The sequence below is a fragment of the Microcoleus sp. AT3-A2 genome (assembly GCF_036705685.1).
GTDB lineage: Bacteria > Cyanobacteriota > Cyanobacteriia > Cyanobacteriales > Microcoleaceae > Microcoleus.
In genome coordinates this window covers 1-21866 of the sequence record NZ_JAUBVF010000059.1, presented here as the reverse complement: position 1 = coordinate 21866, position 21866 = coordinate 1, and the positions used below count along the sequence as shown (strand labels likewise).

Sequence of the window (21866 nt, the reverse complement as noted above, 5' to 3'; positions counted from 1 at the left end):
AAAGTCCTCTCAAGAGGACTAATGAGTTCTTCAGTCCTCTTTGAGATGACTTTAGCTATTAGATAGACAGGGAATTCATTCCCTGGCGGACTGCCGGGTGAGCGGGAGGACTGGCAGACGAAAAGCTTAAGTTGACACCAATGGACATTGCCGTGTCTCTACCCGTAGCTAATGAGTTATGACTATCAATTTACTTTAACAGGCGAAACACTTACATTAGGATTTGTAACTCTTTTTAAGAGTTCTTGTCGGGCTTGTTCTGGATTTTGGCCTTTGGGTACTTGATATAATAATCTACAGGAACCGTCTTGAGGATTAGCTGCACAAATAATTAGTTGACCGGTGGTCGATGCACCTGCTGTGACAACATTCTCCCAGCTTCCTTGCGGTTGCGAGTTGTTGAGAATTCCTGAGACTCTGGTGCACCGAGTAATCGCATCTTCTCCTGATTCATTAAAATAGTTATCAGCTAGCCACAAAATAACGGGAATATTTTTGCCTTGTTGAACAGCAATTGTAGCTGGGCGGCCGCCAGCAGCGCCGCAGAAGAATGAAGGCGTTTGGGCCAAGGCTGGACTGTTTGCTAAAATCGGAGCAGCAAGAGCAATAATTGACGCGCTAAAAGCAGACTTGAAGAGCCGAAATTTCATGAGCAGTAATAAGCTGTTTCATTTAAGGTTACTAATAGTCTAAAAAGTTAAACTGTTTGCTGCCGGGAAGATTAGGCATTTAGAGAAAAAAATAAAATTTATTCTGCAAATTTTTGCGATCGCACACACTGGCCTCATCTAAGCCAAAACTCCGGGAAAAAAGCTCGCTGACAAACACCAAAGGCAGAAAATAGATGCAGCCCTAGGGGCCGAGGCGCGAAGGTATAGGGTAAAGGTGCGGTTTTTCACCGTTTTTTGCGATCGCCTCGCTCTTCCTGATGCCACCCCACCTAAAGGGGAACCTGTGTTAATATCGAAAAAAATATTCTCTTTAATAATCAACAATGGGCAATGTTCTGGTGCTGAACGCCTCCTACGAACCCCTTAACATCACCAATTGGCGAAGGGCGGTAGTTTTGTTGCTGAAAGGAAAAGCAGAACAGGTAGAACACAACGGGAAATTTATTGCGCCAAACTTCCCGCTACCAACTGTGATTCGACTGCGGCATTACGTCCGAGTTCCCTATAAGGATATTCCGCTAACCCGCCGGAACATCTTGCACCGGGATGCACACTCTTGTCAATACTGTAGTTATACGGGGGACGATTTAACCCTCGATCATGTAATTCCCCGATCGCGCGGAGGAGGCGACACTTGGGAAAATCTCGTCACCGCCTGCGTGCGCTGCAATGTCAATAAAGGCAGCCGCACGCCAAAAGAAGCGGGAATGCCGCTGCGCTATCCGCCGAGGAAACCTCACAGTGGTCTTTATTTTGAAGTCACTAAACACGTTAAGAGCGGTATGCACAAAGAATGGCAAAAATATGTAATAGGCCTTTAAAACCCCTGTCAGCGCAAGCGCGGGGGTTTTTTGCGGAAGTTCTGAGTCCTGAGATTGCTTCGTTCCTCGCAACGCATACGCCGTGCATCAGTTAAAAAGTTAAAGATAGAATTTACGCTCTTAAATTCGGTTTCTCGTAAGAAGTATTGGCTTCGACAACGAGGCATCTACACAGAAACCGGGTTTAAGAGCGAATGTCGCGCCAATCCTGAATAGTTAAATTGTTAATTTTTAATGATGAAAGACCACGCCCTTACCAATTCCGATGGAACATCTGGCAACCGCCAAGTTGAGCTTGAACCCAGCAGCGAGGTTGTAGCCGGAGTGACTGCGCCTGCGAAACGGCGCAGCAAAGCCGAAGTTGCTTCCGAAGAGAATCGCGGCCGTCTCCGCGAGGAATTGCACGATCGCAAAGTCGAGCAATTGCGCCAAATGTTCGATCGGCACAAAGGCACTCGCCAGTTAATCTTGCTGCAAGATTTTCCAGATCCCGACGCACTATCAAGCGCTTGGACTTACAAATTAATCGCCGAACAGTACGATATCCAATGCGAGATTATCTACGCCGGCGCCCTCAGCCACCAAGAAAATATTGCTTTAGTTAAATTGACAGGGTTGCCGTTGCAGCGCTGGACTTTGGAAACACTAAAAACTAAGGATTTGTCGGTGTTTCAGGGCTGCGCTTTCATTGACAATCAAGGGACGACTTGTAACTTAACCGAGTATATTTTAGCGGCTGGAGTTTCGATCGCTGCCGTCATCGACCACCACAATTTGCAGGGGGAAATGAATGCAGAATTTACCGATTTGCGCCCTCAAATCCGCGCTACAGCCACGATTTTTGCCGAGTATTTACAGTCTGGACTTTTAGCTCTCGACGCCAGCGTCAGTCTGCACATCAAGTGCGCTACAGCTTTGATGCACGGTTTGCGATCGGATACGATCGCCCTCAGACAAGCTCAGGAGGAAGACTTTTTAGCGGCGGCTTATTTGAGCCGATTTTACGACCCGCAGTTGCTGAATGCCGTGTTACAGTCGTCTCGTTCTAAGTGGGTGATGGACGCGATCGAGCGATCGCTCAAACACCGCACTGTCCAGAACAATTTCTCGATCGCCGGCATCGGCTACCTCCGCTATGACGATCGGGATTCTATTCCCCAAGCGGCGGACTTTTTAGTAACAGAAGAGAACGTACATACAGCCGTTGTTTACGCAATTGTTCACGACAAGGACGAAGAAATTGAAGTAGTAATTGGCTCGCTGCGAACTAATAAACTTACTCTCGACCCCGACGAATTCATTAAAGAAGCCTTCGGTCAAGATGCTCAAGGACGCTTTTTTGGTGGCGGCAGAAGTCAAGCTGGAGGTTTTGAAATTCCGGTAGGATTTCTTTCTGGTGGCAATGAGAACAGCGATTATGCAAGGCTGAAATGGGAAGTATTCGATGATCAGATCAAGCAAAAGTTGCTGCATTTAATTAGTCCTAAAGACAATCCTGTTTACGACCATTAACTCTGAACTTTCTAGGTGCGGTATTAATTCCAGCAACAGCCTGGGAATGCGAGCTTTTCGACCTCCGGTTGCTACCAGGTTTTGCCGTGTTTTTTTCTCATTCCGGGCAAAATCTTAACTTGACAATCAGTCATGCCCGCACTCCAACTCTCATCAACTGGGTTTTTTAACTCTTATTGAGTGTTTTAATTCATGCCTAGTCTAACTCTGCCAGGAACAGGCTTTCCGGCCTGTTCCACAAAAATTAAATTTTCTTGTGGGTAGTACGGATAGGGCAGGAGAATCCGCCCAGAAAAAGTTTATTTAAAATCGTGCAATATGTCAGTTTTAACGAAGTAAGGAGGTTGAAAAACCCGGTTGAGTTCTCCAGGGCTAACAGTAATAAATTTTCTACCAATTTTCCCAAATCATACACTAAATAAACCGGGTTTTTTAACAATTGTCAAGGGATACCACGAAGTATTTTGATCAAAAAACCAGGTTGGGGGGCAAATTTAGTGTGATCTAGTTTCCTAAGATCCACAAGAATTCTTAGGTTTTAACAATTATACAGGGTTGATTTTTTGAAATTTTATTATTTATTCGCTAAATCAATCACAAGTTGTTATACTTGGTGCAGTAGCTTTTCGATAATAATTAGCAAAAAAACGCTTGAGAAGAAGCAAGATAGATACCAAACCACCTAAATCCTTGGCTAAATGACATAGAAAAAGGAATTGTAGCAGTCAAAAAAAGTTTGGCTCGCAACATGAATATTGTTTTTTTTCTAAGCCCAGCTAGCGATTCCTACGAGTTAAAACAAATTATTATATTTATTTGTGGCGGGTTAGAATAGTAGAAAATAGGTTAAAAAAATAAGGAACACGGAGATGTCTACAAAAAAGACTTTCTCTTGGTCGTTAGAGAAAAGCATAGAAAAAGTTTCAGAAATTGCACTTAAAATCAACGAGTTCGTGGATCTGAAGACAATTTTGCAATGTGCGCTAGAAGAAACCAGGGTGCTGCTGCAAACAGATCGCGTGATTATTTATCGCTTCCTACCGCATAGAGATAGGGTAGTATTTGCTGAATCTGTTGGTGATCAGTGGCTGTCAATCCAGGGGCAACTGATTCATGACCCTTGCCTTGAAGCAACCTGGGTAGAGCGTTACAGCCAGGGAAAAACGAGTGCCATTTCTGATATTCACGCTGGTGATCTGCAAGCTTTTGATGTCGAATTGTTCGATCGCATCCAAGTTCAGGCAAATTTAGTGGCGCCAATCTTGCTAGATTGCCAACAGCAGCAATCTCCGAAGCTTTGGGGACTGTTAATTGCTCATCACTGCCGAAGTCCTCGTCAGTGGGAACCTATCGACCTTGAGATCCTGCAACAGGTTGCAATGCACATCGGGTTGAGGATGTGGCACTTGGAATCTCACCGCCCGGCGATCGGGCCAAATCAACCACCGGAACTCGAAACAGAACCAAATCAAACTGATCCAAATACAGAAAGCGCGCCAAGAGTCAATCATCAAAATTGTCTACAACCAGAGTTTGCCTGTTCCCTAAGTGGCGATATTGTCCACCTCAAAGCCTTTGATTTGTTGCAAAACCCGATCTGGATATTTGATATTGAGGATTGGCAAATGCGGTGGGCAAACCAAGCCTCCTTGTACCTGTGGGATGCTTCGACGCGGCAACAACTGGCGAGCCACAACTTTTTTAGAGATATGTTGTCAGAGTCTACTCGGATTCGCTTGCAGACCTATCGACCGCAGTTTGAACAAGGCCAAACCTTGTCCAAGCAGTGGACGTTTTATCCGGGCGGTGAGCCTGTTTCTGTCGGCTGTAGGTGTTCTGGTATCAGGATTGATAGTGGGCGTTTGGCAATCCTGGTCGAGGGTAAGGTCGAAACCGCTGATCAAATCGAACCGGAAACCCTGCGATCGATCGAGGCAATCCGACACACCACGCTGATGGTTTCGCTGTACACCCTCGAAGGTGTGCCGCTGCTGCAAAACCCGGCGGCCTTGCGCTGTTATGGGGATATGCAGCCGCCTGACTCTGCGACAGATCATGCTTTTGTGAGTCGCTTTGTTGACTCTCAGGTAGCAGAGCGAGCAATGGCAGTTCTTAAGTCCGGTGAGGTATTTAGCACGGAGGCTCAAGTGATTACTCTGGCGGGAATTCGCTGGCATGGGATGGACGTGCGATGTACCAACGACCCGGTAACAGGCAACCCGATGTTGCTCGTGAACGAAAAGGACATTACCGACCGCCAGCAGGTAGAAACAGCGCTGCAAAAGAGTGAAACTCGGTTGTCAGAAGCCCAGCGGGTTGCCCACATCGGTAGCTGGGAATTTGACGTGATTGCCGGTAAAATTACCTGGTCTCCCGAACTATTCGAGATTTTGGGACGATCCAGGGCACTGGGCGAACCTACCTATGAAGAAAACCTGCGGATTTACCATCCCGAAAGTGCCAGACAGCTACACCGGGTAGTTCAACGAGCGCTCACTCACGGAGAGCCTTATCTATTGCGCCTCAGAATCGTGCGCCCGAATGGTTCTATCCGCCATACCGAAGCCAGAGGACAGGTCCAACTCAATGCAGAGGGAAAAGTCATTCGGTTGTTTGGTACATCCCAAGACATTACGGATCTTGTCCAGGCAGAAACAGAACTCAGAGAATTGAGTACAGCCCTTGCTAATGCCGTTGAGGGCATCTCGCGGCTGGATATTTTCGGACGGTACATCACCGTTAATCAAGCCTACGCGAATATAGCAGGTTATCAGCCTGAAGAAATGGTTGGTATGAGTTGGCAGAAAACAGTTCATCCCGAAGACTGCGACAGGATGATGGCCGCTTATCAAAAAATGCTAGCGGAGGGCCGAGTGGAGGTTGAGGCCCGGGGTATCCGGAAAGATGGCTCGATTTTTTACCAGCAATGGGTGATGTTGGCAGCCTACGACTCGCAGGAGCGATTGATCGGGCATCACTGCTTTATGAAAAATATCACCGATCGCAAGCAAGCAGAAGCAGCATTGCAACAAGAGTTCAAGCGTCTGGCGGTGGTGATTGCCACGCAACAGGAAATCGCCACCCCCAATCCTAACCTGGATACAGTGATGGCTGTGATTACCGATCGAACTCAAAAATCGCTCGGTGCCGATGGGGCCGTGATTGAAATGCTGGAAGGGGATGAGTTGGTGTATCGGGCAGCCAGCGGTATCGCCAGCGCCTATGTGGGATTACGGATCAAAGTAGGGGCAAGTTTATCGGGAAAATGTATTGCGACCGGCCAAATCATGCTTTGCGATGATTCACAAACCGATGCACGGGTGGATCAGTCTGCCTGCCAGCGCATTGGTATCCGGTCACTGGTGGTTGTTCCCTTGTTCTATCAGGACGATCGGGTTGGCGTCTTAAAAGTTGTTTCAGCTACACCCTGTGCCTTTACAGAGTCAGATATTCATACCTTACAACTGATGGCGGGGTTTTTGGCGGGTAGCCTGCATCTGGCTTCAGAGTTTGATGCTAAAAATATTCTCCTGAGTCAATTGCTCGAAAGCGAGGAACGGTATCGTTCTGTGATTACAAGCATGACTGAAGGCGTCGTACTTCAGCTAGCAGACGGACAAATTACTACCTGTAATGCTAGTGCCGGAAGGATTCTCGGACTGACCCCCGAACAAATGATGGGGCGTACATCCATAGATTTAGACTGGCGAACCGTTCAGGAAGATGGCTCTCACTTCCCCTGCCAACAGCATCCGGCAATGATTACCCTACGGACGGGAAAACCCGTATCAAATGTGGTGATGGGCATTCACAAATCGGATAAAACGCTGACTTGGATTTCGATTAATTCGCAACCGCTGTTCCAAATGAATCAGTCTCAACCCTATGGGGTAGTAACGACTTTTGCTGATATTACAGAACGCAAACAGGCGGAGGAGATGCTCAGAAATCAGGCTCAGCGAGACAGATTAATCGCCGCGACAGATGGGTTAACCCAAGTAGCAAACCGTCGCTGTTTCGATGAGCAATTGCAGTCGGAATGGCAGCGATTGAACCAGGGACAAAACCTGCTGTCCCTGATCATGTTGGATGTAGATTATTTCAAGCGATATAACGATTGCTACGGACATCAAGCTGGGGATATTTGTTTAGTAAAAGTGGCTTCATCGGCGGCACAAGCGGTTAAACGTTCATCGGATCTGTTTGCACGTTACGGGGGCGAAGAATTCGCTGCTATCCTACCGAATACGGATGCGGATGGCGCGATCGCGGTTGCTGAGTCGATCCGAGAGGCAATCCGAGATTTGGGAATTCCTCACGAGCAATCTGATGTGAGCGCGATCGTGACCGTTAGCATGGGAATTGCAACTGTGATTCCCACTGCGGAAATATCACCAGATGAACTCATTGCCCTCGCCGATCAAGCATTATATGATGCGAAACGACAAGGGCGCGATCGCTACAAAAGCGCCAACCAGATGACGGCGCCAGATTTCAATGCAGTTGTAGAATAGGCAAAATATGTCGATCGCGCCCAACTTCACGCATAAGTTCGTAGGCGTAAGCCGGGGCGTAGCCATCGCACAGCTATCAAAAGGACATCGACAGTGCATTTATATCTGATCCGCCACGGTATCGCAGCCGCACCCGAAGAATATGATACAGACTCAGAACGCCCGCTGACTAAAGAGGGCGAGCGTAAAACCAGGAAAATCGCCCAGCGGCTGTACGAGCTCGAAATTCAGTTTGACTTGATTCTCACCAGTCCCCTACTGCGGGCGCAGCAAACCGCCCAAATCCTGCAAACCGTCGGTTTGAGTTCCAAAATAGAAGAATCCGCCGCCCTCGCACCTTCAGGAGACATCGGGAACTGGCTGGAGTGGTACAAACAGTGGCAGGAAATAGGTAGCGGCAGCTTGGCCCTGGTGGGCCACCAACCAGACTTAGGCCACTGGGCAGAAACTTTGCTTTGGGCTCGATCGCAAGATGCCCTGATTCTCAAAAAAGCAGGTATCATCGGCTTAATCCTCCCGGAAACCGGCTCCCCAGTGGGCCGCAGCCAAATGTTTTGGCTAACTGCGCCCAAGTTTTTGCTGCACTAGCAACAGCGAAGCGCCCCGACATTAACAGGACGCGCCAGCCCTCTTAAACCCGCATTATCGGACGCGGAAACCTGGTTTGAGGGGCGACAATACGCAGCGGTGCGATCGGGCTGTCTGTTGAAAAACCCGGTTTCTGAACCCACATTAAACGATTATTTGTCAAGACTGCGACACTATCTTGGTTTCTGGTAATGTACTTTTATGTAGATTGAACTCACACAAAACGGTATCGCAATGGTCGTCGGCGAATTCAAACCAGGTTTAGAAGGTGTTCCCGCCACCTTGTCCAGCATTAGCTACGTCGATGGACAAAAAGGGTTGCTGGAATATCGCGGGATTAGCATCGAGGAACTGGCACTGAAAAGTTCCTTTCTCGAAACTTCATATTTATTAATCTGGGGGGTACTTCCGACAAAGGAAGAACTAGAAGCTTTCGAGCATGAAATTCGCTATCACCGCCGGATCAAATATCGCATCCGGGACATGATGAAATGCTTTCCAGAAAGAGGACATCCCATGGACGCCCTGCAAGCTTCAGCGGCCGCCCTGGGCTTGTTCTACTCCCGCAGAGCTCTGGCTAACCCAGCATACATTCGAGAAGCTGTAGTGCGACTGCTAGCTAAGATTCCCACAATGGTAGCAGCGTTCCAGCAAATGCGACGGGGAAATGACCCGGTGCGGCCGAGGGATGACTTGAACTACTCGGCTAACTTTCTTTATATGCTCAACGAGCAAGAACCCGATCCGCTGTTAGCTAGCATTTTTGACACTTGTCTGACTCTCCACGCTGAACATACAATTAATGCCTCTACATTTTCGGCAATGGTAACAGCTTCGACGCTGACAGACCCTTACGGGGTAATTGCTTCAGCAGTTGGCACTTTGGCGGGGCCGCTGCACGGGGGAGCTAATGAAGAAGTGATTGATATGTTGGAGCAAATTGGTTCGGTAGAAAATGTGCGGCCTTTTGTCGAGAAGTGCGTTGCGAACAAGGACAAAATTATGGGCTTCGGTCACCGAGTTTACAAGGTGAAAGATCCGAGAGCAACTATTCTTCAGAGGTTAGCGGAACAGTTGTTTGAGAACTTCGGCCGCGACGAATATTACGACATTGCTGTCAAGTTGGAAGAAGTGGTTGAAGAGAAATTGGGCCAGAAAGGAATTTATGCAAATGTAGATTTCTATTCGGGTCTGGTTTACCGAAAAATGGGAATTCCGCTGGACTTATTTACACCAGTTTTTGCGATCGCCCGCGTTGCTGGCTGGTTGGCCCACTGGAAGGAACAGCTAGAGGCAAACCGCATTTACCGCCCGACTCAAATATATACTGGGACTCACGGTGCTCCTTATATTGCGATCGAGGACAGATCCCCATCCTACAGCACAATTATCAACCCAGATAGGTAAATGGCGAGAGAAATTGTTTTGCTTTCGTGAAGAGTTGAATTAAAAATTGCTTTCGCCTTCCGAGTCAGGAAGCAATCTCTGTCTGCCACAAGCTGCCGTGCTGGGTTATACCCCTCTTGTATGTTGTGCTATTTGTTGGCGACAATAGTAAGAAGTGACGATTTTCAGGAACTCCGGTCCTCAGGCTTGCGGGTCTGAGGCTTTTTATTGCAATATCAAAGTTGCAGCCGATTTAGGGGCGAATTCACCAAATAGGTAAAATTGGAGGCAGAGTCTCCGCATCTGCGTTACCAGGAAAAACCTGGTAACGAGTATACTAGCTAAATTTAAACAGATTGAGTTACATGATGGCGGCTGGTCAATTTATCCAATTGATTCACCAACAAACTTAGGAACAATCCCACATCGGTAACAACTCCAATAGACTCGATCGAACCCCGATCGCTCAATTTCGTCACCACCGCCGGATTAATGTCCACACACACCATCTTCACACCAGCCGGCGTCATATTTCCCACACCAATTGAGTGCAGCATAGACGACAGCATTAACACCATATCCGCACCGCGTAACAGCTCAGTATATTCTTCTTGAGCCTTAACTAAATCCATTTGCGTGTCAGGAAGTGGGCCGTCATCGCGGATCGAACCTGCTAGGGAAAACGGGATATTATGCTTCACGCACTCGTACATGACACCGTTAGTAACCAGCCCGGCTTCCACAGCTTTTGCAATACTCCCGTAACGCCGCACAGTGTTAATTATTTTCAAGTGATGTCGGTGTCCGCCACGCACAGCAACACCACGTTTCATGTCAACCCCTAAAGAGGTTCCCATATTCGATTGTTCCATGTCGTGAACGGCGATCGCATTTCCACCTAATAAGGCTTGTACGTAACCTTCACGAATTAAGTGCGCTAAATGTTCGCCACCGCCAGTGTGGATAACAACAGGCCCTGCGGTAACTACAACTTTGCCACCGCGATCGCGAATTTGGCGCAATTCCCACGCTACTTGTTCCACTACCAATTCGACGCGGCGTTCGCTAGAAACGCTGCCCGACATAAAACTGAATTCTTGAGAATTGCGCTGTTCCCGCGATTCTGTTTTGCGGATAGTGCGGATACCCACTACATCAACAACGACTTTTTCTCCTACTTTTAAGTCGCGCAATAATTTGCATTTAGCTACTGGGCCATCAGCAGTTTCAGTAATAGCAACAGCACCATCCATCCGCTGATTTTGCGCTTTCACCCACTGGTTATTTACCCGCACTTCCGTGGGATAAATTGTACTCACATAAAAGTCGTCCGGGCCAACGCCATCTTGGACTACCGGTTCTAAAATAGCGTCGCAAATCTCTTGTGGTGGCGGCACTGCACCCAAGTCAATCAGCATTCCCATCATTTCTTCCATTACATCGTGGGAAGGAGCCGAAACTTTAACGTCGGCAGATGATGTACTTTGCCGCTGCTCTCCCAGATTGAAATTGAGCACTTGGAAACTGCCACCGAGATCGACAATTAAGTCCAAAGCGCGGCTGATTAAACCTGCATCGAGCAAGTGACCTTCCATGCGAATTGTGCGGCTTTCTACCATCACGTTTGCCGATCGATCTTCTTGCACCGGTTCCGTTACCCGCAGCGTCAAACACTTACAGGCGCCGCCCGCTTTCAGAAATTCGCTCATCGGCGTTTCAATTACTTGAAAACCGGCCTGAGTAATGCGCGTTTTCAAGGCTTCGCTAACCTTGTTCATTACCACAACTTTGTCAATATTGACGGCATTGCAGGCAAAATTTGCAGCATCGGCTTCTTCAATGGCAATGCGTTTTTCTGGCGCAACTCGCATTTCGATTAAGCGGTTGGAGTAGGAGTCAAATGCTGCTGGATAGTAGAGCAAATAGCCGCCTGTCAGAGGACAAAAACAGGTGTCTAGGTGATAGAAACGTTCGTCAACTAAACGCAGCGAAAGCACTTCTATGTTGAGCCATTTTGCTAGTAACGGGTGCGAGTCGAGTTCGGAACGGAAGCCGTATCCGGCCCACAACCAGCGTCCTTCGCGATCGAGCAAAGCATCGCCAGCGCCCTCAAACGGCAAGTCTTTCGGGAGTTCGTGCACGGTGAAACCTTTGCTTTCAAACCATGCTTTGAAATAGGGTTCTTCGCCTTGGCGTTCTTTGTGATAGAAACGGCTGAGGACGAAGGTATTGCCTAAAAGTAAGCCTGCGTTGGCTGTGAAAACCATATCCGGCCAGCCTTTTGCCGGCGGTACGAGGTCTACAACGGCGTTGTCTTTGAGGACGTGGTAAAGTTTTTCCCACTGTTCGACGGCGCGATCGCGCGATGATTTGTGGACATTTCCCTCCATCCACGGATTAATCACGTAATCCACATCGTAGTGGTCGGGAGCACACATGAGGAAGCGAATTGAGTCAGTCATAATTCAGTTAAAATGTGGTAGACGCTACAGCAGACGTATGTTGACAGAGTTTGTATAATAGCAACTGTAATATTCACTACTAATTTTAGCAGCGCAACGCCTGGAGCCTCAAAAGGCTAACTCTTTATTATATCATCTTTAAGATGAGATTACACTAAATGACAGACCGTTCGCAGGAAATACTGGTGAAAATCTCAGGTTATGACGCACTCTAAAATAGGTTCTGATAGACGATTAATACGAGTTCCGTTGAATTGCCCCCAGTCTTACGGTAGGGGAGGGTTTAGGCTCTTCTCTGGCTTATATTGATAGATGGTTGGTGAACCAGCCCCTACAAGAATTATGGTTAATTTACCGCCCATGATTTAACAGCTTATCCTAACTTTTAACTTTTAACTTTTGCGAAATCGGCAGTTCGATCGCAAATTCTGTTCCGCGACCAACTTCTGAATGACACTCCAACTTACCGCCGTGGGTGTCTTTCACAATTTGGTAACTAATCGACAACCCCAAACCGGTGCCGGTGCCGATCGGTTTGGTAGTAAAAAACGGGTCAAACATCCTTGACTGAACTTCGGGAGGGATACCGGGCCCGCTGTCAGAAATCCGCACAGACACTTTATTTTCACTGCTGACTTCAGTAACAATGCGAATCTGGTTAACTTTGCAAGTACAGTTTGCTGATGACTCTTCCACAGCGTCGATCGCATTCGACAGTAAATTCATAAATACCTGGTTTAATTGGGCCGGATAACACTCGATTTTTGGCAGTTTGCCATAATTTTTAATAACTTGAATTTCCCCACGTTTTAACTGGGGCTGAAATCGGTGCTGCAAAATCACCAAAGTGCTCTCTATCCCTTCATGAATGTCTATTACTTTGCGAGCTGTTTCGTCCAGTCTCGAAAAATTTCGCAAAGACAGCACTATCTGCTTAATTCGGTTTGCACCTTCTTGCATTGAAGCCATGATTTTCGGAAAATCGTCAGCGATAAAATCTACTTCGATTTCTGCCAATTCTCCCTCAATTTCGGCAACTGGTTCGGGATAGTGTTGCTGGTAGAGATCGATCAATTTTACCAAATCACGAGCGTACTGTGCGGCAGGAAGAATATTGCCGTAGATGAAGTTGACAGGGTTATTAATTTCGTGGGCTACTCCCGCTACCATTTGCCCGATAGTTGACATTTTTTCGGCTTGAATGAGCTGGGATTGAGCCTTTTTCAAGTCTTCCAGAGTTTGTTCTAACTGTTGTGCTTTTTCTCGTTCTCGTTGTTCGCTAAATTGCAAATCTGCTTCGGCTTGTTTGCGATCGCTAATATCAATATGCGTACCCGTCATCCGCAAAGGATTTGCCGAAGCGTCGTGTTCCATCACCTTCGCTTGAGCTAAAATCCACTTCCACTCGCCGGATTTTGTCAGCATCCTAAATTCCACTTCGTAAGTAGGACTTTTGCCTTGCAGGTGAGCATTTAGCGCTGCTTGAGCCGGAGACAAATCCTCTGGATGTACCAATTTTTCCCAGGATGCAAAACTATTTGCTATTTCCTCTACTTCATATCCCAGCATCATTTTCCACCGCGGATTAAAATAGACTTCTCCCGTAACCAGATTCCAATCCCACAATCCCATCGCACTGCCTTCAAATGCCAGATAAAAACGTTCTTCGCTAATTTGTAAAGCTGCTTCAGCTTGTTTGCGATCGCTAATATCCATCACTGTTCCCAACAGTTTTATTACTTCCCCGGTTTCGCTAAAAACAGCTTCCCCCCTTCCTTCCACGTATATAATTTGACCGCTAGGATGCAAAAATCGAAACTCTCTTTTGTAGGAAATGCCTTGTGAGATAGTTAGGCTGACTGTTTGTTGAAATAATTCTCTGTCGTCGGGATGACACATTTTTAAAAGTTTGGCAGATGTCGGTTCAGTTGCGGTTGAGTCAAGACCAAAAATGCGGAATACTTCTTCTGACCAAATAATTTTATTTGTGACTACATCAAATTCCCAACTGCCGATATGGGCAATTTTCTGGGCTGCTGCTAGACTAGCTTCGCTTTGTTGAAGTTTAAGCCGCTGTTGTTTATCTTGTTCCAGAAGATTTGCTTGAGCGATCGCAATTCCCATTTGTGCCGCCACAGCGCTCAATAATCTGATCTCATCCTGCGTCCAGTGGCGAGGGCGATCGTACTGGTGCAAGCATATCATTCCGTTGGCTTTTCCCTGGTAGGAAGTGCGGATGGATATCATCGACTTCAAACCTATTTGAGAACACAAATCTCTGACATTTTCTAGCAGCGGTTCGGCAAAAACATCGTCAGAAACTACAGCTTGATCTTGGGACAATATAAATTGAACGTGAGGATTGCTATGTACAGGAATTTGTAGTTCTAAAAGCGATTGGGATGCGGTTTTTCTGTACTCAGCCACATTAGGTAGGCGGGGAATTGGGTGTTCGGTATAGGTGTGAATCAAGCAGCAATCGGCATTAAAAATTCGACCTATTTGGGCGGCCGCTGTTTGAAAAACTTGATCCGGCTTTAAGCTGTAGCGAATTTCGAGAGTAATTGTTTCTAGCAGAAATCTTTGCTTTATCTGCCGTTCCAAAGCAGCTAAAGCTGTTTTAAGTTCGAGTTCTGCTTGTTTGCGATCGCTTATTTCAGTAGCCGTCCCCAAAATTTTCCAAGGTTTGTCGTCTGCTGTTCTGGCAAACACTGTATCCACGCTAACAAACCAGAGATATTCACCATTTTTGTGCTGAATTCGGTACTCTAACTCAAAGCTTTCACCGTCCTTTGCTGCGTCAATTTTGCTCAGATGTTCTGAGAATCCTGGCAAATCGTCAGGGTGTATTAAGTTAGGAATAAATCCTCCTGCCATCTTCTGGATTTCTTCAAGGGTGTAGCCAATATCGCTATAGATTTCGCGGTTGATATACAGAGTTCGCTGTTCTATCAAATCGGAAACGTACAAAAGGTTAGGATGTGTTTGAATTACTGCCGACAGCCAGCGTTGGCTGTCTCGGAGTTCTGCTTCGATCCGTTTGCGTTCTTCTATTTCTGCTTGCAGCCGCGCATTTTGTGCTAAGATTTGTTTATAAAGACGGCTCAGAAGCAGTTGATTTTCGACGCGACTCACCACTTCTTCTGTTTGAAATGGTTTACTAATGTAGTCTGCCCCCCCCACCGAAAAAGCTTTGACTTTATCAAAAACTTCATTTAAAGAGCTAATAAAAATCACAGGAATATGTTTGGTTTGCGGACAAGCTTTTAGCTGTTCGCAGACTTGATAACCATCCATACCGGGCATCATGATGTCCAGCAAAATCAAGTCTGGTGGGTTCGACATAGCAAAGTTAAGAGCCAATTTGCCATCTCGTGTCGGCCGCACTTTATATCCCCGCTTAGACAAAAGCTGGGATAAAAGCCGCAAGCTTTCTGGATGGTCGTCCACCATTAAAATATTTTCTTGTAAGACAGTGTTTTGAAGTCTAAGTGTTTCTAGTCTTGGATTTTTATCGTCAGTTGTATTCACAGCAAACCCTCAAACTATTCAAGTTGTATATGTGGGAATATTTTTAAAGTCCTTAACCGCTTTTAGCTAACACTCTCAGATCAACCAGCACAACTATTGACTATATAGCACACTCCTAAATTATCTGTCATTATATCAAAAATAATGCTCCTTTGAAAATGTTAGTGGCTCCAATTATCGAAGCCGAGTGAGAAAACAGCCTAGATGCCTCAAATCAAAGGCTAAGCAAGCAATTTTGATTAAAGGTAAAACTTTTACTTTTACAAATTTTATAACCCGGTTTTGCCTCCCTTGACCGGGTGGCTCTGTATTGTGTTTTATCAGCAGATATACACACTCTAAAAGTTAATTAAAACAGGCCGGGAAATGGGTGTCAACTTAAGACTAAATTTCTTTTATTTCTGGTTTTTACCCAAGTCTTGAATTTCCTAAATCCCCCTTCCTTGTTAAGCAGCCATAGGGCAGTGTAGGCATAATTGTCCGACAGTACCCCGTTACTAATTATGAGCTTAAGTTGACACCAATGGGCCCTGAAAAACTCATACAATATCTTATATTTTATTTGCGGGATGGGGTTGACTTAGGGTGCATCTCACTTTTGCGAATGTGTCAAAAAAGAGTTAAAATGAAAAAGCTAGTAAAATCGTCAAATAAAGATGAGGTAAATAAAATGACACCTTCAGACCAACAACAGCTAAAAGCCCACTTAAAAGCGGTAGCAGAAATTCTTTACAGAAATACAGATCCAACCGAGTTAAAAAGTTTTGAAAGTATAGAAAAATCAGTCCGTCAGAAAATGTTAGAAGAGGTTGGTCCAGAACTAGGTAGCTTTTTTTTTCAGCAGTATCAGGAATTAAAACAGGAAAACCCCGAAAAATAAAATCAATAATCGGCTCGCTCGACATTACAGATAATCAGGCAAAATATTTTGACTTAAAAGCTTACAGTCAATTTAGTCCACTGATGGAAAATTGCTGTCTTTTAATCAGTGCCAATGAATCTTATCAAATGGCAGAAAAAGATTTAGAAAAATTTACGGGAATCAAAATTTCTCATAGTACATTACAAAGATTAGTCAAAAGACAAGAATTTGAATTGCCTACATCTCAACAAGGAGTCAAAGAAATTACATTGGATGGCGGCAAAGTCAGGCTACGCAACGAAACCAAGGGCGAGAGCTGTTACTGGAAAGACTATAAAGCCGTGTGTTTAGATAATGTTTATGCGGGAGCATTTTTTCAAAACAATCAAGATTTAATTGATTGGACTAATAGCCAAAAATTACTACACCCTATGTATTGTTTAGGAGATGGTCATGCCGGGATTTGGAACATCTTTAAAGAAATTGGAGATAATGAACAAAGACAAGAAATCTTAGATTGGTATCATCTCAAAGAAAATCTTTACAAAGTAGGGGGTTCAATAAAACGATTGAAATCAGCAGAAAATATGTTATGGCAAGGCAAAGTTGATGAAGTTATAAATTTATTTAAAGACTTGAAAGGTCAAGCATTTAAAACGTTTTGCAATTATTTAGAGACCCATCGCTGCCGAATAGTAAATTACCAATACTACAAAGAAGAATCCATAAGTTCAATTGGTTCGGGAACAGTTGAATCAACAATTAAACGCATTGGATTAAGGGTGAAAATATCGGGAGCGCAATGGAATATTGAGAACGTTTCGTCTATCCTTGCTCTTCGCTGTGCTTATCTCAATGGTCAACTTTCAATTTGATGTATTTGCCAAAGTGAGATGCACCTTTGACTTAGGGTATTTTTGTTTCGGTCTGCAATTCCCCAGAAGCAGCGTACACGGCTTTCACGTTATACCAATTCAGAAAAATCCGAGCGATTTCTAAAGCTAACTGCGGCTTACCTTGGTCAATCAACCACTGCAAAAAAGGAGTCATCGTTCGCTCGTTTAGCATCCCACCTAATGATAAAACTCCCCACAGAATTTGGTGCAAAAAAGTCATTTGGATCATCATCCGCACTTCCCAATTTGGGTGTTTTTGATAAAATAAAACTCCCATTCTCCCGCGCTGAATTTCTCGGTCAATCATGCCGGGAATTTGCTCTAAACTAAAAGGTGGATGCCAGTGATAGCCGACAGCAGCCGGACATTTAATCAGTTTCAAACCTAATTTTTTTAACCTGACACCCAATTCTAAATCTTCCCATCCGTACAGTTGAAAGCGATTGTCAAACAGTCCAGCAGCCAGCAGCCAGTGGCGGGCGATCGCCACATTTCCCGTAGCAAAATAAGCCGCCGAAAAATCCGTTATTTTGTAGGGTTCCGAAGTAGGATTATCGAAATTGCAAGTATTAATCACACTGCCGTAAGTAAAAACCGCATCAGTATCTTTGTAACCCTGTAGTAAAGCATCGGCGTGCGCTTGCAAAAAATGCTCTGTTACCACCAAATCGCTGTCAATAAAAATAATCGTATCGCCCTTAGCATCTTCAACGCCCAAATTCCGGGCAGCGGCTGGGCCTTGGTGAGATTGACAGATCGATCGCACATGAGGCAACAAGTCAGCATTTGCGGCCAACCACTCCAGCGTCCCGTCCGTCGATCCGTCGTCCACGACAATTACTTCATACTCTCTGACAATCTCACCGAACTCCTGATTTTCCAAAGCCAGTAGACATTTTGCCAAAATCGGTTTACGATTATACGTCGGAATCACAACACTAAAAAACACGGTTTTTCCCCATCGCCACAGTTACCGTATCCCACGGTAGCAGATTTTCCGCAGCAACTCCCCCGGTAAATAGCAAAGTTTAGCAAAAAAAGAATATATAAATCTGTACTATTTCTGACAAGAATCGATCTCAATTAGGTGCATAATGAAAAGTCGGTTAAATCGGATATCTTGCACCCTTCTCAAGAACAGGCAAGATGCCCGTTCCACAAAAATGATATTTTTTTGTGGGGTGGGCATCTTGCCCGCCCTGAAAAGCTTAGTGGCAATGGTGCAAGATGTCAGTTAAATTCAGGATGTAAATAGTAATGAGTCGCGCTAAAAAAGTTGTGCTAGCATATTCGGGCGGAGTCGATACCTCCGTCTGCATTCCTTACCTCAAAAACGAGTGGGGTGTTGAAGAAGTAATTACTCTGGCCGCGGATTTGGGACAGGGAGACGAATTAGAACCGATCCGCAAAAAAGCTTTAGCATCCGGTGCTTCGGAATCTTTAGTTATTGATGCTACCGAAGAATTTGTCAAAGACTATGCGTTTCCAGCGATTCAAGCTAACGCACTTTACGAAAACCGTTATCCCCTTTCGACTGCCCTCGCTCGCCCGCTGATTGCTAAATTGTTAGTAGAAGCGGCGGAAAAATACGGTGCAGATGCGATCGCCCACGGTTGCACCGGCAAAGGAAACGATCAGGTGCGGTTCGATGTGTCGATCGGCGCGCTCAACCCCAAGATTAAGATTTTAGCACCTGCGCGGGAGTGGAAAATGAGCCGCGAGGAAACGATCGCATACGGCGAGAGATGTGGCATTCCGTCGCCGGTGAAAAAGTCTTCGCCTTACAGTATCGATCGCAACTTATTAGGAATGGCAATTGAAGCCGGAATCCTGGAAGATCCTTGGGCGGAACCGCCAGAGGAAGTTTATTTGATGACAAAGGCGATCGAGCAAACTCCCGACATACCCGAGTACCTAGAAATCGGTTTCAATTGCGGAAATCCTGTCAGTTTGAACGGCAAAGATTTATCACCAGTCGCCCTAATTTCCCAATTAAACGAAATAGTTGGAAACCACGGAGTCGGACGGATTGACATGATTGAAAACCGCTTAGTCGGGATTAAATCGCGGGAAATTTACGAAACACCAGCGATTTTAGTTTTGATGCACGCGCACCGAGACTTAGAAAGTTTGACGCTGACAGCAGATGTGACGCGGTACAAGCGAGGCATCGAAGAAACCTACAGCCAAATGATTTATAACGGTCTTTGGTACAATCCTTTGAAAACAGCTTTAGACGCATTTATTCAGGACACGCAAAAGCGAGTAACTGGAACCGTGCGGCTCAAACTTTTCAAAGGCAATGCGACTATCGTCGGCCGCAAATCTGACAATTCTCTGTACAGTTTCGACTTAGCAACCTACGGCGCAGAAGACGAATTCGATCACAAAGCTGCCGAAGGATTTGTCTATGTTTGGGGACTACCAACCCGCATTTGGTCGGAAAAAAATAGAGGTTATAAATAGGATCGAATTAGGGTAGAAAACCTGATGTTAAGCCGCCAAATCGAATTCGGATTAACAATTCGATGTTAACCCGCCGAAGCGAATTGGCGGCTACACAAGCAAAGTCCGCCTTCGCGGAATTAGAGTAGAGTTTGCACGGCGCATCTTATTTGCCGCAATCGCTCAACCTGTGCCAATTGCCTAAGTCATGAGTTAGTAAGATACAGTAATAATTGGTAATTGGTAATTGGTTGTTATCCTAATAATTTGTTAAATTGTCTTCACACAAATTTAGCTTTGAAGCAGGGGTTGAAACCCCTGCCAGATTGCGGCAGGGCTGCGCCATAATTGCTGGGTAAACGTAAAACAGCCGATCGCTAAGATTTCTGTTTTTCCACACTTCCCAAATCCAACTTAGCCCGCAACTCCTCCTTAATCCGATTTAAAATAGAATCCTCATCCAAAGAAGACAAAATCTTGCTCACAACAGCCTTTGGCCCATCATCTCCCCAAGAAGCGCCATTAGCCAAATAAGCCTTAGTAACTTGACCAATACCGTAGGAAGAAACCCCCGCAATTGCAGCTTGCGTCACCGCCACAGAGAAATAAGGCCCTAAAGCCAAACCCCCCGTCGCCGGCGTCGCCAAACCCAACAATCCTTTCAACGAGCTCAAACCAAAATTAGCCAACAATTCGCCGGCAGTAATCCCGCCCATACTAATCGCAATCTTTTGCAGCAATTCCACCGCGCCCGCTTCCGTCATCGCAATGCCGTAAACTTTAGATAAAGTTAAGATCATCACCACATCAATTACCGCACCGCTAAGAATATCAACTACAGTAATTGGATTAAGTGCGATCGCCACAGCTTTAGTCATTACCCCGTTCCAGATAATTCGATTAGCCGCGTCATCTCGAATTTCCATTTTTCGCTGCACCAAATGCTCGTTAATATCCCCCGCACACAGCATCGTATTCAGCGCGACCAAAGATTTGCCTTCCCGGTCTAAAATCTCCAAAATCTTTAATTTTAAATCTTGCACTTGTGGCAAACTGCGAGTCATTTGCACGCCCATACTTCCGTCGGGACGGCGCACCGCCCTCGCCGTCAAAGGCGAAGCCGCCGCCATCACAATTTCATCGGGAGACAACAATTCTCTTACGCGATCATCTCGAATTTTATGATAAATTGCCAGCCTGTCTGCATCAGGATACTGGTCAATTTTATTAAACACTAATAACATCGGTTTTCCGGCTTCCCGCAACTGCGAAAGTGCTGCGTATTCCACCTTTGTAATGTCGCCAGCAACCACAAACAAAATCAAATCTGCTTGTTGAGCAACACGGCGGGCTAAAAGTTCGCGAGTTTCTCCGTCAACTTCATCTATTCCCGGAGTATCGACTAATTCAACTTGCGACAAACGGTAAATAACTGGCGAAAGTCGTAGCGTAGCGGGGCGTAAGCCATCGGGCAAATTCTCATCAAGTCCCTCTCCGACATCCCACTGCCCGATAGTCGTGGTGCGAGTCACCCCGTGAGTCGGGCCAGTTTCAAACACATTTTGACCTAGCAGCGCGTTCAAAACCGAAGATTTTCCCCTTCCCACCATCCCAAACACAGCTATTTGCACGCAAGCGCGCTCTAGCTTGTCGAGCATTTTCTCCAACCCGCCAATTTCCGGTTCCAGTCCACTTCGCTCTTGAACTGTCAAATCGAGATTTTCTACTATATCTCGCAGAGCATCTTTAGCGTGGCGCAGGTTGAGTTCTGCCTGAATGTCTGCGAAGCTTAAAATGGTGTCATCTAATTCGCGATCGACATTTGAAAAATCCGAGGCTTCAGTCATTGTTACCTGATTTTATAGCTTTGCTTCACTTAAAGTTTTAACCGATACAATGCTATTCTAGCTTTTTCCGTCTGCTTTGTACATTCTCTCGGATTTATCCAACTCTAACTCTCGGATTTACCAAATTCTAACTCTCGGATTTACCAAATTCTAACTCTCGGATTTACTCAAGCCTGACTCAGCCAAAAGTTCTTGCATTCACCCGCAAGCCCGCCGGGGATTTAAATCCCCGTCTTATAGTAAAAGTCGGTTAAAACTGAGATCTTGCACCATTCTCAATTAGCCATACTGCCAACCACTAACAGTGATGTCAAAACCCTGCTGACGAGCT

The 21866-nt window shown here is 45.8% G+C and carries 12 protein-coding genes; 7 read left to right on the top strand and 5 right to left on the bottom strand.

The genetic code is table 11. The annotated features are described in order from the left end of the window. Positions 1–185: 185 nt before the first annotated feature. Positions 186–650 (bottom strand): COP23 domain-containing protein, encoded by a 465-nt coding sequence (locus tag QUB37_RS23920; protein WP_333166903.1) that lies wholly within the window; start codon positions 648–650, stop codon positions 186–188. A 344-nt stretch (positions 651–994) separates the two neighbouring features. Between QUB37_RS23920 and QUB37_RS23915 the strand changes: the two genes are divergently transcribed. The 5 genes from QUB37_RS23915 to QUB37_RS23895 all read left to right on the top strand — a co-directional run bounded on the left by QUB37_RS23915 (position 995) and on the right by QUB37_RS23895 (position 9513). Next, positions 995–1492 (top strand): HNH endonuclease, encoded by a 498-nt coding sequence (locus QUB37_RS23915; protein WP_333132866.1) that lies wholly within the window; start codon positions 995–997, stop codon positions 1490–1492. A gap of 234 nt (positions 1493–1726) precedes the next feature. After that, positions 1727–3004, top strand: coding sequence for a bifunctional oligoribonuclease/PAP phosphatase NrnA (locus tag QUB37_RS23910; RefSeq protein WP_333166901.1), 1278 nt, complete (start codon positions 1727–1729; stop codon positions 3002–3004). A gap of 869 nt (positions 3005–3873) precedes the next feature. Further along, entirely contained in the window at positions 3874–7518 is a 3645-nt protein-coding gene (locus tag QUB37_RS23905; RefSeq protein WP_333166899.1) for a diguanylate cyclase domain-containing protein, read from the top strand. 93 nt (positions 7519–7611) lie between these two features. Beyond that, complete coding sequence (sixA, locus tag QUB37_RS23900; RefSeq protein WP_333166897.1) at positions 7612–8106, top strand: phosphohistidine phosphatase SixA; 495 nt, start codon at positions 7612–7614, stop codon at positions 8104–8106. Between the two features lie 234 nt (positions 8107–8340). Next, entirely contained in the window at positions 8341–9513 is a 1173-nt protein-coding gene (locus QUB37_RS23895) for a citrate synthase (protein ID WP_333166895.1), read from the top strand. Between the two features lie 326 nt (positions 9514–9839). Here QUB37_RS23895 and argZ read toward each other — a convergent pair whose 3' ends face one another. Together argZ and QUB37_RS23885 are read right to left on the bottom strand one after the other, a co-directional pair. Next, positions 9840–11954 (bottom strand): bifunctional arginine dihydrolase/ornithine cyclodeaminase, encoded by a 2115-nt coding sequence (gene argZ, locus QUB37_RS23890; RefSeq protein WP_333166893.1) that lies wholly within the window; start codon positions 11952–11954, stop codon positions 9840–9842. A gap of 378 nt (positions 11955–12332) precedes the next feature. Continuing rightward, entirely contained in the window at positions 12333–15485 is a 3153-nt protein-coding gene (locus QUB37_RS23885) for a PAS domain-containing protein (protein ID WP_333166891.1), read from the bottom strand. Between the two features lie 670 nt (positions 15486–16155). On the opposite strand from QUB37_RS23885, the gene QUB37_RS23880 reads away from it, so the two are divergent. Next, a protein-coding gene (locus QUB37_RS23880) for an ISKra4 family transposase (protein WP_333166935.1) occupies positions 16156–17222 on the top strand; the annotation gives its coding sequence in 2 pieces (ribosomal slippage) (positions 16156–16324 and positions 16324–17222; 1068 coding nt in all). A gap of 31 nt (positions 17223–17253) precedes the next feature. On the opposite strand, the gene QUB37_RS23875 is transcribed toward QUB37_RS23880, so the two are convergent. Next, a complete protein-coding gene (locus tag QUB37_RS23875) occupies positions 17254–18192 on the bottom strand; it encodes a glycosyltransferase (RefSeq protein ID WP_333166889.1) in 939 nt (312 codons plus the stop codon). 308 nt (positions 18193–18500) lie between these two features. On the opposite strand from QUB37_RS23875, the gene QUB37_RS23870 reads away from it, so the two are divergent. After that, entirely contained in the window at positions 18501–19709 is a 1209-nt protein-coding gene (locus QUB37_RS23870) for an argininosuccinate synthase (RefSeq protein ID WP_333166888.1), read from the top strand. A gap of 356 nt (positions 19710–20065) precedes the next feature. Here QUB37_RS23870 and QUB37_RS23865 read toward each other — a convergent pair whose 3' ends face one another. After that, entirely contained in the window at positions 20066–21535 is a 1470-nt protein-coding gene (locus QUB37_RS23865; protein WP_333166886.1) for a DUF697 domain-containing protein, read from the bottom strand. Between the last annotated feature and the right edge of the window lie 331 nt (positions 21536–21866).